Raw genomic sequence first — 14,157 nt, forward strand, 5'->3', positions numbered from 1 at the left:
CATGCGGCGATCGTTGGGCTGAAGCCCGATAAGAGCCTTTGCCGCGGAGGCACCCGTCCTCCGTCCGCACCTGTTCCGCCCCGGCCGGCACTTTCGTCCGGCCGGGGCGGTCCCGTCTGTCCTGCTTGTCGTCCGCATCGCGCCCTTCGGCTTCCTCATCCGTGGGCCGCGCTCAAGGAACTCGCACTGCCTGCGCTGCCGGTCACCAGAACACCCACGGCCGGCCGCCGAGTTGCTGATGCCCACGACCACCAGGCCGCGGACTGGGCATCACTGCACCGAGGTTTGGGGCGGCAGACACGGAACGGTGGCAGCGTCACCGTCCCGCACGGCTTGCACCACGGCGTCATGGAGTGTGCGGCTGTCGCTCTCGGAAGGGCAGGACGTCGGACTGCCCGACATCGTGAACCAGTCCGATGCCCCGCTGTACTGCACAGCGACCCGTGCTTCACCATCCGCCCAGGTGGTGTGCACGGTGAGGTCCCCGGTCACCACGCCGACCTCGTCCGTGAGCACCCCTCCGCGCCCTGAGAACACTCCGGTAGTCGTCCACGATGCCCAGCTCATCCTCCCAGCGTCACACTGCCGCCTCGCATGCGCGACTCGTGTTCGGGCGCGGTCAGCGGCCGGCGGTGATGGCCGCCACGATGGCCTTGACGAGGCGTGCGACGTAGCCGTCGTCGGTCGGCCCGCCGACGGCCAGCATGCGGAAGTACAGCGGGGCGCCGAAGAGGTCGATGGCGAGGCTCGTGTCGATGTCGGGCGGCAGTTCGCCACGCTCCGTCGCCCGGCGCAGGAGCGTCGCCACGGCTGCGCGACGGGGCTCGAGGACCGCCTGGTGAAGGGCCTCGTGCAAGGTGCTGTTGCGAGCCGACTCGGCCAGCAGATCAGGGATGATCCGGCCCACCAGCGGATGCCGCAGCGCTTCCATGGTCTCCCTGATGAACCTCTCGACATCGCCACTCAGCGACCCCGAGTCCGTCGTGGTGGGGATGTGTTCGGCGGCCATCTCGGACACAAGGTCCACCACCATCGCCTCTTTGGAAGGCCAGCGGCGGTAGAGCGCGGCCTTGCCGACGCCCGCGCGGCGGGTCACGGCTTCCATGGACATACGGGCGTACCCGGTCTCCGCCAGCTCCTCGAACATGGCCCGTCGGATCGTCTCGGTCACGGACTCCCGGAGGAGAGCGGCGCCGGCGGCAGGGCGGACGAGATCGCTGGCAGGGCTTGTGTCCATGATCGGAGATTAGCACGGAACGGAACGGTTGCGTTCCGTCAATTCCCGGTGTACGTTCCGCGCAATGCTCCGGAACGGTGCCGTTCCGTTCCGCTGGGAGGTTCTGATGAAGTTCCTTTTCGACGACAAGGCGATCTCCGACTGGCTGGACGAACGACTGGCCGTGTGATGGGACTCGACGCCGAAGTGCACCCCGGCAGCACGGCCGACGGCACCCGCCGACGCGCCCGCACCGTCCTGGTCGTGCTGGCGCTCTTCATCGTGATCAACGCCGCGGACAAGGCCGTACTCGGCCTCACCGCGGACCCGATCAGGGACGATCTCGGTCTCACTGCAACCGAGTTCGGTACCGTCGCCAGCAGCTTCTACCTGCTGTTCAGCGTCTCGGCCGTCGCGGTCGGCTTCCTTGGCGACCGGATCCGTGCCCGGCCGCTGCTCGCCGCACTCGCGCTGGTCTGGGCCGCGGCGCAGCTCCCGATCCTGCTGCCCGCGGCCGGCTTCGGCGCCCTCGTCGCCACCCGTGTGGTGCTCGGCGCGGGCGAGGGGCCGGGGTATCCGCTGGCCAACTACACGGCGTTCACCTGGTTTCCGGGCAAGGAGCGGGCGCTGCCCTCCGCCGTGGTTGTCGCCGGGGGCGCGGGCGGCACCATTGTGGCCGCCCCCCTTGTCATCCTGGTCAGCAACACCCTCGGGTGGCGCGCCGCCTTCGGTCTGCTGGGCGGGATCGGGATCCTCTGGGTGATCGCCTGGCTGCGGCTCGGCGGAAGCGGACCGTACGCCGCACGGGTGGACGCCACCGCCCCGGTCGGGGATGCCTTGCCCGTTGCTGTACCGGGCGCGGCCGTCGGCGAGGCGCCCTTCCGGCGCATCATCACCACTGGCACCTGGCTCGGGGCCACGTTCTCCGCCTTCACGGTGATGTGGACCCTGGCCCTCGGATTCGCCTGGCTGCCGCTGTTCCTGGAGGAACAGGCGGGATTCAGCGACGCGGAGATCAGCGGGATCCTCGGGCTGCCCGCACTGTCGATGGCCGTCCTTGTCCTCACAGCCGGAGTCGCCGCCCAGCGGCTGCTGCGCCGGGGCACCACCGCCCGGGTCGCCCAGGGCCTGCTCGGCGCACTGCTGCCACTGCTCGCCGGGGCCTGCCTGCTGCTGACCACCCGCGTGGGGCCCGGCGCCCTCCTGCTGCCGCTGGTGGTGGCCTTCTCCGCCGGCAACGGGCAGACACCGCTGACCAACTCGGCCATCGCGGACATCTGCCCGCCCGGGCGGCGCAGCGCCGCCCTGGGTCTGTCGTACGCGCTCGCCGCCCTCTCCAGCCTGCTCGCGCCGTACGTCACCGGCCGGATCATTGATGCGGCACCGAGTGAAGCGCTGGGGTATGGCCAGGCCTTCGATGTCGCGGCCTGGCTGCTGATCGCCGGCGGTGTGATCTCGATGCTCCTGGTACGGCCCGACCGGGACGCCCTGTTGCTGGGTACCCAGCGAAGGAGTGACATCTGATGCTGTCCGACATCGCCGTTGTCCAGGGGGCTCGTACGCCGGTGGGGCGGTACCGGGGCGCGCTGCGTTCGGTCCCCGCGCACCGGCTCGGTGCCATGGTGATTCAGGAAGCGATCGTGCGCGCCGACGTCGAGCTGTACGCCGTCGACGAAGTGGTCCTGGGCTGTGTGGGACAGGTGGGGCCGGACGCGTTCAACGCCCGGCGCGCGGCACTCGCCGCCGGACTGCCGGTCCACGTCCGCGCCTACAACGTCAACCGGCTGTGCGGGTCCGGCATCCAGGCCGTCTGGTCCGCCGCGCAGACTCTCGCCCTCGGTGAGGCCGAGATCATGGTGGCCGGTGGCAACGAGTCGATGACCCGCCAGCCGCTGCTCGACTACAGCGAGCGGGCCCCCGACGAACTCTTCGGGCAGCACCGGATCGACGGCACCGTCTCGCTGGTCACCGACCCGTTCGCGCACGCTCCGATGGGTATGACGGGTGAGCGCGTGGCGGAGCTGTTCTCCATCTCCCGGGAGCGCCAGGACCGTTGGGCCGCCGAGAGCCAGCGCCGCGCCGCCGCGGCCCTTGCGGACGGGCGGTTCGCCGACCAGATCGTGCCCGTGATCACTCCGGACGGCGCTGTCGCGCAGGACGAACACCCGCGCCCTGGCACCACCCTGCAGAAACTCGCGGCGCTCGCTCCCGCGTTCACCGATGACGGCACGGTCACTGCGGGGAACTCGGCGGGGCTCAACGACGGTGCCGCCGCCGTGGTGCTGATGCGCGGTGCCGATCTCCCTCACGGAACCGCCCCCTTGTGCTGGCTGCGCGACACGGTCGTCACTGCGCTCGAACCGGAGATCATGGGATTCGCGCCCGCCGAGGCCATCAGGAAACTGCTGCAGCGCACCGGCCTCCTCCTGGACGACGTCCAGGTGATCGAGCTCAACGAGGCCTTCGCCGCCCAGGTCCTTGCCGTGATGGACGACCTCAAGCTCGAGCCCGACCGGGTCAATCCGAACGGCGGGGCGATCGCGCTCGGACACCCCATCGGCGCCACGGGCACGATCCTGCTGCTCAAGGCCGCGCACGAACTGCGCCGCACCGGCGGGCGGTTCGCCGTGATCGCCATGTGCATCGGAGGTGGCCAGGGCATCGCCGCGCTGATCGAGAATCCGGGGAGTGTCTGATGGGCGAGTATGTCTGGTTCCCGGGCCGCGAGTTGACCGAGCACAGCAATGTTGCCGCGTTCTGCCGCGCCCACCGCATCGACGGATACCGCGAGCTGCACGGCCGTTCCGTCGCCGATCCGGAGTGGTACTGGTCCCACGCCGCTCGTGACATCGGCATCGTCTGGCACGAACCGCCGCTGCGCACCTGCGACGACCGCGGTGGTATCGCCGCCACCCGCTGGTTCCCGGGCGGCCGCACGAATCTCGTCGACTCCTGCCTCGAACGCCATGTGCGGGAGGGCCGTGGTGACGCCGTCGCGTTGCGCTGGGAGCGCGAGGACGGGTCCGGCGGCCGGCTCGGCTACGGCGAGGTGGCGCAGCTGAGCGCCCGGGTCGCCACCGGGCTGCGCGGCCTCGGGGTGGGGGTGGGGGACCGGGTGGCGGCATTTCTGCCACCCGGTCCCGAGGCCTTCGTGCTGCTCTTCGCCTGCGCCCGCATCGGAGCCGTACTGGTGCCGATGTTCTCCGGCTTCGGCTCCGAGGCGCTCGCCGTACGGCTGGCCGACGCCGAGGCACAGGTGCTCGTCACTGCTGCTGCCACGACCCGGCGCGGCACTCCGCACGACATGGAGTCGGTCGCCCGTGCAGCGGCGGAGAAGGTGCCCCCAGTACATCATCTCGTCGTCGTCACCGAGGAGTTGACGCGCGGGTCGAGGGACGACACGTCATCGGCCCGTCCGGCGGCCACGAGCTGGGACCGGCTGGTCGCGGCGGAGCCCGCCGCGACCGTCTCGCTCCCCGCCAGCGCCCCCTTCCTCCTCATGCACACCTCCGGCACCACCGGACGGCCCAAGGGCGCGGTCCATACCCACGGCGGCTTTCCGTTGCAGGTCGGCTCGGAAGTCCGCTACAACCTCGACGTCCGCCCGGACGATGTGGCCTTCTGGGTCACCGACCCCGGCTGGATCATGTTTCCGCTCATCGCCGTCGGCTGCACCCTCGCGGGTGCCTGCGTCCTGGCGTACGAAGGCGCGATCGACCATCCGGACCCTGCCCGCCTGTGGCGGCTGCTGGACGACCACCGGGTCACGGTCTTCGGGAGCTCGCCCAGCCTTTCGCGGACGCTGATGACGCGAGACCCCGCCCCGCCCGCCCCCACCCGGCTGAGGATCCTGGGCTCCACCGGGGAACCATGGACCGAGGATGCCTGGCAGTGGTATTTCGCGGAATTCGGCGGCCGGCGCTGCCCCGTGATCAATATCAGCGGAGGTACGGAGGTCGGTGGGTCGCTCCTGGGCTCCTCGCCCACCGTGCCGCAGTCGCCCTGCAGCTTTGCCGGCCCCTGCCTCGGCATCGATGCCGCCGTCGTCGGTGCCGACGGCGCCGACGTCGCCGCGGGAGAACTGGGCGAGCTGGTGATCCGGCGATCCTGGCCCGGGATGACCCGCGGACTGTGGCGGGCACCGGAGCGTTTCGCCCATACGTACTTCAGCCGGCGGCCGGGCCGCTGGTCCCACGGCGACCTGGCCTCCCGCGTCGGCGAGGAGTGGTTCCTGCACGGCCGGCTGGACGACGTCATCAAGGTGGCAGGCAAGCGGCTCGGGCCGGCCGAGGTGGAAGAGGCCGTCCTCCGGGACCCGGCAGTGGCCGAGGCCGCAGCCGTCGGGGTGCCGCACCGCATCAAGGGGGAAGTCCTCTGGTGCTTCGTGGTCCCCTCGCGCGGCCCGCTTGCCGCGGCGGACGCAGACCGGATCCGTGAGCGCGTGGCCGACGCGCTCGGGCACGCCTTCCGGCCCGGCCGCGTGATTGCACTTCCCGCACTGCCCAGGACCCGTACCGGAAAGGTGATGCGGCGCCTGATCCGCGACTGTGTCACCGGCGATCCGCCCGGCGACCTGTCCACGCTCGTGAATCCCCGGAGCCTCGAAGCACTGCGCTCCGTCGTCCCCGACGCGCCGGACCACTGACCCGGACCACTGACCCGACCACAGCCCCCAGACCACCAACAGCAGCCAGCGACAAGGGAGTTCCATGCCGACGATCGACATTCTCCTGCCCGGCTTCGCCATCGACACCGACCAGGGCTATCCCGCCTTCTGCGGAGTCTTCCTGGTCCGCGGAACCGACGCCGCGGGGCGGAACCGGAACATCCTCGTCGACGCCGCGCACGTCGGACGGCGCCCCCACCTGTGGGACGCGCTCGCCGCCCGCGGGCTCACGGCGGCGGACATCGACACCGTGGTGCTCACGCACGCCCACTGGGACCACGTACAGAACATCGATCTGTTCCCGCAGGCGACCCTGCTGATCCACACCGACGAGCGGCGGTACGCCCACACGCCGCACACCAACGACTGGGCCACCCCCGCGTGGACCGGACTGCTGCTGGAACAACTACCCGTCCGCGAGATCGCGGACGGGGAGGACATCATCCCCGGTGTCACCGCTGTCGGGCTGCCGGGGCATTCGCCCGGCAGCATCGGGGTGCTGGTGGACACCGATGCCGGGCGGAGCGCGATCACCGGCGACGCACTGCACTTCGCCTACGTTGCCCAGACGCGCCGCAACCCCCTCGTCTTCTGGGACGCCGAGCAGGCATCACGCAGCATCGAACGGATCATCGATCTGGCGGATGTCATCTACCCCGGCCACGACCGCCCCTTCCGCCTCACCGCCGACAATGAGATCGACTACCTCGAGCCGTTCGCGCTGACGGTGACGGGGCTGCGGCCCGACGCCGACGGGCTCGTCTTCGCGGACGGTTCGGCACGCCCGCTGTGGGTCATGCCCGGCATCCACGACCAGCGCCCGAGGTACGAGAAGAACGCCGAGGAGATAACACGCCGGATCACACAGGTTCCCCGTGTCGTCCGCCCGGATTCGCGATGAGCTCGGTCAGCGAGCGGTTGAGTACGTCGAAGAACGGTCCGGGCTCCTCACGCGGGAAGAAGTGGCCGCCCGGCACAGTGGACATCCGGAAGCGCTGGGCGTACCGCTCCCACAACCACACGGCGCCCGGGTCCACGAGCCGGTCGTCCTCACCCGCGAAGGCATGGATGTCGAGCGGCAGGCGCGCCTCCTCGTCGCCCGGATCAGGCAGCCCCGCCCGCCGGTGACTGGCACAGATCCGCAAGTCGTCCCGGATGATGGGCAGCAGGGCCCGCAGCCAGTCGTCCCGGCCCAGGAACTGTGGGCTGAGCCCTCCGATGTCCACCAGGAAACGGGCGAGTTCCACGTCCGTGTACCGGTCGGCCGGCGGCAGCGGCGGAGTGAGGTGCGGGGCACCGTAGGCGCCGAGGAACAGCATCAGCGGCGCCCGGCCGCCGCCCCGCATCCGGGCTGCCGCCAGCGCGAAGGCCACCAGGGCGCCCATGCTGTGCCCGTAGACGGCGTACGGCCGGTCCAGCCAGGGGGCGAGTTCGCGCTCGAGGGCCTCGGCCAGCGTCCCGGCATCGCGGAAGCGGGGCTCGCGGAAGCGTGACTCGCGCCCGGGCAACTGCACCGGCAGGACGTCGATTTCGGGCGCCACCCGGGCAGGCCACGGGGCGAAGAACGAGGCCCCGCCACCCGCGTGGTGGAAGCAGAACAGCCGCAGCCGGGCGTCCTCTCGGGGCGCCCGGACCAGGCAGGCCGTCGGCGTCGAGACGGTGGTCGTCATGCGCGGACCACCACGTCGTACATCTCCCGGAAGGTGATGGCCTCCAACAGCCCGGCCACCGGGACAGGCCGGCCCGTGAGGCTCTCCACGACGGTGACCAGGCGCAGCAGGTGCACCGAGTCCCACTCGGGGACGTCGTCCAGGGGGCGGTCGAGGTCCTCGGGCGTGACGTGCAGGCCGAGCTCCTCCTCCAGGAGGGTGCAGAACGCCGCGGTGTCCGCGATGGCGGTGGTCATGTCCGGTCTCCCTCGAAGGCGGTGTGCAGGCGCAGATGGGCGGGTGCGGGGGCGATGTCGCGCAGGTCGTGGTGGAAGGAGGCGACAGCGGGGTCGTACGGGTCCGGCCCGGCGGGGGTGAAGCCGTGGTCGGTGTAGAAGGAGGCGAAGGCGGCGTTCCTGGGCGTGGGCAGATAGCGGCCCGTCGTGACGCGGGCGCCGGTGGCGCGGGCATGATCGAGCACCGCACTCAGGCATCCGCTCTCGATGCCCCGGGAGAAGACCCTGCAACTCAACACGAAGTTGTCGATGCGCAGCTGCTCCGCGTCGCGGCGCAGGAACACCGCACCGACGAGCCCGTGGTCGCCGAACCGGTCTCGGGCGGACACCACGAGCGCGCTGTGGCCCGGGAGTCCGGCCCACTGAAGCACCTGCGGAACCTGCATGCGCGCGGTTGCGAGGTGGAACTGGTTGGTGCGCAGGGTGAGTTGGGAAACCCGCGGTGCCTCCGACGGGTCCGCCGGCCGCACGGTGACCTCGATTCCGAGCCCGTCCAGGTAGTCCTGGTAGGAGCCGATGTCCTCGCGGAACTCCTGCCGCCGGGCCTCCGTACGATAGCGGCCCGTCCGTTCGCGGTCCTCCTCGGTGAGCTGGGGCAGGTCGAACCAGCCGTCGGCGAGCAGCGCGGACGGATGCAGGGCCGGCTCCTGGTCGACGTGGACCACGGCGACCTCGGGCAGCTGCTCCCTGACCAGACCGCACTCGAAGAGGCTGTCGTCGACGAAGACGAAGCTGTCAAGGCCAAGGCCCAGCCGCTCGGATATGTCCCGCAGGTTGTCGTGCTTGGCCGACCAGTTGGCGTTGACACAGACGAAGTCGTCCTCGCGCAGCAGCATCGAAGGATGGTCGCGCAGCACCTCGCGCACCGCGCCCGCGTCGTTCTTGCTGCTCACGGCGAGTAGCACGCCCTGTGAGCCGAGCTGGGCGAGCACCCGCTGGAACTCCAGGAAGGCCTCCCCGCGCAACCCGGCGCCGAGCTCGATGCCGTCCGGGCCCTCCTCACCGAGCACTCCGCCCCACAGTGTGCCGTCCAGGTCCAGCACCAGGCATTTACGAGTCCTGCCCAGGCGGCCCAGGACGAGATGGCCGACCTCCCTCGCGTAGCCGGAGAGCAGCCCCTCGGCCAGCCTGGCCTTGGCGTACAGGCCGGTGCGTGGCTCGTACGCGGGCGTGCCCAGGCTCACCAACGGGTCGAGGTCGACGACGACCACCCCGGGATGCTCCTGGGCGAGGGCGAGCAGCCCGCTGTTGAACTCGCGCCACACGGCGCCCAGCCGGGCCCGGGAGCGCAGATCGACCAGTTGGTGGGCGTGGTGGAGCAGCAGCGGCACGGTGTTGAGTACCAAGAGCCCCCGGCCGCAGTCCTGGTGGGTGTTCACTGCCTTGCCGAGGAGAGCCAGTCTGTCCCGGGCCGCAGCCTCGACATCCTCGACCCGCCAGGGCACGGCCACCTGCTCGAAGACCGTATGCGGGTCGAGGAGGCACAGGGTGAGCAGGGGCTGCCGGGCGCCGTCGCCGGACCGTGCGGGCCCCAGCAGGTCCTGCAGATACGAGCCGTAGGGGGAGACCACCGGGTCGAGCAGCAGCCCGTGCCGGGCGAGTTGAGCGGTGAGCGGGCCGACGAGCGGTGCGACCGTGGACTGGCCGGTGACGGCGACGGTGACCACCGGCAGGTCCGGGTGGAGCCGTGCGACCGCCTCGCGGTCGAGACGGGCCAGCAGCTGGCCCGCCGCAGGCAGATCGCTCTCCGGTATACGGGTGACCAGGGCACGGACCGATCCGTACTCGGCTTCCAGCCGGCCGGCGGCGTACGCGCTGCGCAGAGTGCGCAGCGCCCCGGGATCCCGCCAGGTGCCGCTGTCGCCCGCGGCGGTGACCGCGGTGCGGGGCGTGGTGTGCGTCGTGGTGCGGGCCGTGGTGTCTGCCGCGGTGCGTTCCGTGGTGGTCATGTGCGCTCCAGAGCGATGCCGGACTTGATCCACTTGCTGGACTCGACAGCGACCGCGACGGCGCGTCCGGGGCCCTGCCACTGCTCGGTCAGCTCGGCGAGCTGGAGGAACGGCAGGGCGTTGCCGTTGTTGCCGACGGTGCGTACGACGTTGATGCGCCGGGCGTCCGGGGCGGGCATCTCCGCGGAGATACGGTCGCTCATCCGGCCGGAGAGCTGGGGCGGGAGCAGGTAGTCCACCTGATCGGCCGCCCAGCCCAGGTCGTCGAGGAGTTCCCAGAACATCTGCGATGCCAGGCCGGGCACAGCCGCTTCGATGGCCTTGTAGTCCTCGGAGATCACCGTCCGGTCGCTGTGCCGGTCTCCGAGGCCGAACCAGTCGATGACCTGCCCCGGCTTCTTGCCGAGGCCCACCAGCCGGTTGAGCACCTGGCGGATCTCGATGCCGTGGCCGAGGGGCTCTGCGCTGAGCACCGCGGCACCTGCTCCATCGCCGAAGAGCACGTAGTTGACGAGTTCGGCGGAGGTACGGGAGCCGGGGTCGAAGTCCGTCTCCAGGTGTTTGGCGCACACATCGCCGCCGATCACCAGCACGGTCGCGCAGCGCCCGGCGAGCAGCAGGGTGCGGGCCACGTCGAGTGCCTGAACGGCCCCGGCGCAGCCGGACTGGAGCTGGTAGGTGGGAACGTTGTCGATGCCGAGACGGTCCGCCACGAGGTTCACGGTGGCGGGCATCAGCTGGTCCGGGGTGGCCGTGCCCATGACGATGCAGTCGACGTCCCCCGGTTCCAGGCCCGCTTCCGTCAGGGCCCGGTCCCCGGCGGTCGCCGCGATGTCGGCGAGGCTGTGCCGGACGTGACCGGTCGCCAGGTCGACGGCGAAGTACCTGCTGGTGTTGCCGATGAACATCTCGGCCCACCGCTCGTCGACGCCCACGATTTTTGCCAGTGTCGCGTTGTCCACCGGTTCGCCCGGCAGACAGGTGCCGACCGAGACCAGGTGCGCGGTGGGGACGGTCATGAGTGCCTTCCTTCCGGTATGGACGGTGTCAGCAGACGGTCGTGCAGATAGCGGGTGAGGTCGCCCACGGTCTCCAGACTCGCGAGCAGCTCCTCGATCGGGAGACTGCCGAGCCGGGGCAGCTCGTTCTCGATACGGGTCTTGAGCTCCATCACCTGGATCGAGTCGAAGCCGAGGTCTTCGTGCAGGCGTGAACGGCCGTGCACCTGGGGCGGTTCGTGCCCGCCGACCTGGCAGATCAGACGGTGCGTCACCTCGGAGACGAGGTGCTGGGGTTCACCGGCACGGGCCGGCGGGCACGACTCTCCACGGTCCGCCGTCGGCGGTGCCGCGGCTGCCGCGTCCGTGGCGAGGGAAGTGGACACGGGCAGTTCTGGTGCGTCGGCGGAGCGCCAGGCGCGGAAGGTGTCGTCGAAGAGATACGGCGGCAGCCGGCGCGGCACCCGGTCCGCCTCCTGGTACAGCGCGTCCCAGTCGGGGGTGAGCCCGGCGCACCACAGTTCCCCGAGCAGCTGGTACAGCCGGTGTCCCGGCGCGCGGTGCCCGGGGTGGGCGGCGTGGCAGCTCACCGGGCGGCCGGTGTCCGGCTTGAGGCGGGCGAGCAGCGGAGTGAGTGCGGCGCGCGGGCCGATCTCCACGATGTGGGTGGCTCCGGCGGCGAACAACCCGGTCGCGGCCTCGGCGAACCGTACCGGCGCGGTGATCTGTTCCGTCCAGTAGTCCGCGTCCAGGTTCTCGTCATCGGCCGTGCGGCGCCCGTACACGGTGGAGAAGTACGGCACTGTGGGCCGGCGCACCGGCACGTCTGCCGCGCGGCGGAACTCCTCCACGACGGGCCGCATCAGCGGCGAGTGGAAGGCGTGTGAGACGGCCAGCGGACGCGAGGCCATACCCCGGTCGGCCAACGCGGCGCGCAGCGCGTCCAGTTCGGCCACATCGCCGGCGACCACCGTGCTGTCCGGGCCGTTGAGCGCGGCAACACACAGCCGCGTATCCTCGCCCAGCAGCGCCTCTACGCCGGTCGCGCCCAGCGGCACCGAGAGCATGCCGCCCCCGTCGGGGAGTGCCTCCATCAGGGCGCCCCGGCGCGCGACCAGCCTGGCGGCGTCCCCGGGATCGAGCGCGCCGGCCGTGCACGCGGCGGCGAACTCGCCGACGCTGTGTCCGATGACGAACGAGGGTCTGATCCCGGCCTCGACGAGGGTGCCGGCCATCGCGTACTCCACCGCGAACAGCGCGGGCTGGGCCAGGCCCGTACGGTCGATGCCCGGGTCGCCGTCGAGTACGGCGTCGCGCACCGACAGCCCGAGGTGGCCGGCGAGAATCTTGTCGATCTCGTCCAACAGCCGCGCGTAGACGGGGGACTCGGTGTACCAGGAGGCGGCCATACGGGGGTGCTGCGCGCCCTGACCGGTGAAGGCGAACGCCACCGCGGGTACCGTCCGCCGCGAGCCGCCGGCCGGCCCGCCGACCTCGGAGCGCTCCGCCGCGTCGCGCAGCCCCGCCACCAGTTCGGTCAGGCCCGCGGCGGCGACGGCCACCCGGTGCGGCAGCCGGGACTTGACCCGGTTGCTGGTCCAGCACAGTTGCGCCAGCCGGTCCTCGGGCAGGCGGGCCAGAGCCTCGGCCTGGGCCAGCAGGTTGGGGCGCAGTTGGCGTGCGGAACGGGCGGACACGGTGAACACTCCCGGCGCCCTGTCGCCGGACCGGTGTACCGCTCGAGGCGCGGAGGACAGTACCGCGTGCGCGTTGGTGCCGCCGATGCCGAAGCTGCTGACGGCGGCGTGCACGGTGCCGGACGGAAGCCGCAGCGGGGACTTGAGCAGCGACAGCCGCCGGTCGGCCAGCTGGAGTTCGGGGTTCTCATTGTCGGCGAAGCGGCTGGGGGGCACGGTCCGGTGATGCAGAGCGAGCGCGGTCTTGACGATTCCGGCGATCCCGGCCGCTCCCTCGGCATGCCCGAAGTTGCTCTTGACCGAACCCAGCGCGATGCTCCCGACGCGGCGGTCAGCGGCAAAGTGACCGAGCGCCTGCGCCTCCATCATGTCGCCGAGCAGGGTGCCGGTGCCATGCGCCTCGATGAAGCGGATGTCGTCCGCGGTGACCCCGGCCGACTGCCAGACGCCCTCGATGAGTTGCTGCTGGGCCCAGCGATTGGGAGCGGTGATCCCATTGCTGCGCCCGTCCTGGTTGACCCCGCTCCCACTCAGCACGGCGTACACCGGCTGCCGGTCGGCCAGGGCGTCGCTGAGCCGGCGCAGCACCAGCACCGCGACGCCCTCGGCCCGTCCGATTCCGTCGGCCGATGCGCTGAAGGGCTTGCATCGTCCGTCCGGCGCGGAGAGGCCGGCCTGGGCGTAGAAGATGTTGATGACCGGCGTCATGATCAGGTTGGTTCCCGCTGCCAGGGCGTAGTCGCAGTCGCCCGCGCGCAGTGCGCCTGCCGCGAGATGGACTGCGACGAGCGACGAGGAGCAGGCCGTGTCCACCGCCAGGCTGGGGCCCTTGAGGTCGAGGTGGTACGAGACCCGGTTGGCGCCCATGAAGTAGCCGTTGCCGGAACCGTAGCGGGCGGTGATCCTGTCGTAGTCCGACAGTTGCAGATACGCCCATTCGTTGGCCATGACTCCGACGAACACTCCGGTTCCGGTGCCGGCCAGGTCCTCGGGGGCGACCGCCGCGTCCTCGATGGCGCGCCAGGAGCACTGCAGCAGCAGCCGTTGCTGCGGGTCCATTGCGGCCGCCTCGCGTGGTGAGATCCCGAAGAACTGTGGGTCGAAGGCGTCCGGATCGTCGATGAAGCCACCGCGTACGGTGTTGCTGCGGCCGGGCGGCCGGGCCTCGGACGTACTGGCGGGACTGGTCGGGGGCGCCATGTGGTAGCGGTCGGCGTCCCAGCGCTGTTCCGGGACGCGGCGGGTACCGTCCCGGCCTCCCATGAGGAGCTCCCAGAACTCCTTCGGGTCGCGGGCACCCGGAAAGCGGCAGTCGAGGCCGACGACCGCGACCGCTTCGCGATCGGTCATCACGCCCCTCCGCCGCTACCGTCGGCGAGGCGTTCGGCGAGATGCGTACTGATCGCGCGGACCGTGGGGAAGTCATAGGCGATCGTCGGGGAGACCGGCAGCCGATGCCGCTCCTCGATCTCGCCGCAGATGCCGATCGCCGCGACCGAGTCGATGCCGTAGTCGGCGAGCGGCGTGGTCGGGTCGATCTCATCGGCGGACCGCTGCAGATGGAAGGCAACGCGGTCGGTGAGCCACTGCTCGAGGTCCGGAGCGGTCAGGCCGGACAACGCGATGTCCAGATTCTCGGGGCGGGTTTCGGGGGCGATGTGCATGGCGTACCTCTCCCTTGGGGGT

At 71.0% G+C, this 14,157-nt stretch carries 12 protein-coding genes; 4 read left to right on the forward strand and 8 right to left on the reverse strand.

Translation table 11 applies throughout. From position 1 onward, the window contains the following. Window positions 1–270 precede the first annotated feature (270 nt). Both ACFYXH_RS12860 and ACFYXH_RS12865 read right to left on the reverse strand, forming a co-directional pair. Window positions 271–567, reverse strand: a complete 297-nt coding sequence (locus tag ACFYXH_RS12860; protein WP_362692439.1) for a hypothetical protein — start codon at window positions 565–567, stop codon at window positions 271–273. A 52-nt stretch (window positions 568–619) separates the two neighbouring features. Further along, on the reverse strand, window positions 620–1,237 hold the full coding sequence (locus ACFYXH_RS12865; protein WP_389562109.1) for a TetR/AcrR family transcriptional regulator: 618 nt from the start codon (window positions 1,235–1,237) through the stop codon (window positions 620–622). A gap of 168 nt (window positions 1,238–1,405) precedes the next feature. Between ACFYXH_RS12865 and ACFYXH_RS12870 the strand changes: the two genes are divergently transcribed. From ACFYXH_RS12870 to ACFYXH_RS12885, 4 genes are all read left to right on the forward strand, one after another. Next, complete coding sequence (locus ACFYXH_RS12870; RefSeq protein ID WP_389562251.1) at window positions 1,406–2,740, forward strand: MFS transporter; 1,335 nt, start codon at window positions 1,406–1,408, stop codon at window positions 2,738–2,740. Next, the gene (locus tag ACFYXH_RS12875) at window positions 2,740–3,912 is read left to right on the forward strand and encodes a thiolase family protein (RefSeq protein ID WP_389562110.1); all 1,173 of its coding nucleotides are present in this window, start codon (window positions 2,740–2,742) and stop codon (window positions 3,910–3,912) included. Before ACFYXH_RS12870 ends, ACFYXH_RS12875 begins: the two co-directional genes overlap by 1 nt. Beyond that, window positions 3,912–5,861, forward strand: coding sequence for an AMP-binding protein (locus ACFYXH_RS12880; RefSeq protein ID WP_389562111.1), 1,950 nt, complete (start codon window positions 3,912–3,914; stop codon window positions 5,859–5,861). The genes ACFYXH_RS12875 and ACFYXH_RS12880 overlap by 1 nt, the downstream gene beginning before the upstream one ends. A 64-nt stretch (window positions 5,862–5,925) precedes the next feature. Continuing rightward, window positions 5,926–6,783 (forward strand): MBL fold metallo-hydrolase, encoded by an 858-nt coding sequence (locus tag ACFYXH_RS12885; protein WP_389562112.1) that lies wholly within the window; start codon window positions 5,926–5,928, stop codon window positions 6,781–6,783. On the opposite strand, the gene ACFYXH_RS12890 is transcribed toward ACFYXH_RS12885, so the two are convergent. The 6 genes from ACFYXH_RS12890 to ACFYXH_RS12915 are packed head-to-tail and all read right to left on the reverse strand — an operon-like array spanning window position 6,743 to window position 14,135. Next, window positions 6,743–7,552, reverse strand: a complete 810-nt coding sequence (locus tag ACFYXH_RS12890) for a thioesterase II family protein (RefSeq protein ID WP_389562113.1) — start codon at window positions 7,550–7,552, stop codon at window positions 6,743–6,745. The genes ACFYXH_RS12885 and ACFYXH_RS12890 overlap by 41 nt on opposite strands. Next, window positions 7,549–7,788: an acyl carrier protein gene (locus ACFYXH_RS12895; RefSeq protein ID WP_362692417.1), complete on the reverse strand. Its 240-nt coding sequence runs from the start codon at window positions 7,786–7,788 to the stop codon at window positions 7,549–7,551. Before ACFYXH_RS12895 ends, ACFYXH_RS12890 begins: the two co-directional genes overlap by 4 nt. Further along, the gene (locus ACFYXH_RS12900; protein WP_389562114.1) at window positions 7,785–9,776 is read right to left on the reverse strand and encodes an HAD-IIIC family phosphatase; all 1,992 of its coding nucleotides are present in this window, start codon (window positions 9,774–9,776) and stop codon (window positions 7,785–7,787) included. The genes ACFYXH_RS12895 and ACFYXH_RS12900 overlap by 4 nt, the downstream gene beginning before the upstream one ends. After that, complete coding sequence (locus tag ACFYXH_RS12905) at window positions 9,773–10,795, reverse strand: 3-oxoacyl-ACP synthase III family protein (protein ID WP_389562115.1); 1,023 nt, start codon at window positions 10,793–10,795, stop codon at window positions 9,773–9,775. Before ACFYXH_RS12905 ends, ACFYXH_RS12900 begins: the two co-directional genes overlap by 4 nt. Further along, entirely contained in the window at window positions 10,792–13,821 is a 3,030-nt protein-coding gene (locus ACFYXH_RS12910; RefSeq protein WP_389562116.1) for a type I polyketide synthase, read from the reverse strand. The genes ACFYXH_RS12905 and ACFYXH_RS12910 overlap by 4 nt, the downstream gene beginning before the upstream one ends. Beyond that, complete coding sequence (locus ACFYXH_RS12915) at window positions 13,821–14,135, reverse strand: acyl carrier protein (protein ID WP_389562117.1); 315 nt, start codon at window positions 14,133–14,135, stop codon at window positions 13,821–13,823. The genes ACFYXH_RS12910 and ACFYXH_RS12915 overlap by 1 nt, the downstream gene beginning before the upstream one ends. Between the last annotated feature and the right edge of the window lie 22 nt (window positions 14,136–14,157).

The sequence above is a fragment of the Streptomyces sp. NPDC002730 genome, from assembly GCF_042888805.1.
GTDB lineage: Bacteria > Actinomycetota > Actinomycetes > Streptomycetales > Streptomycetaceae > Streptomyces.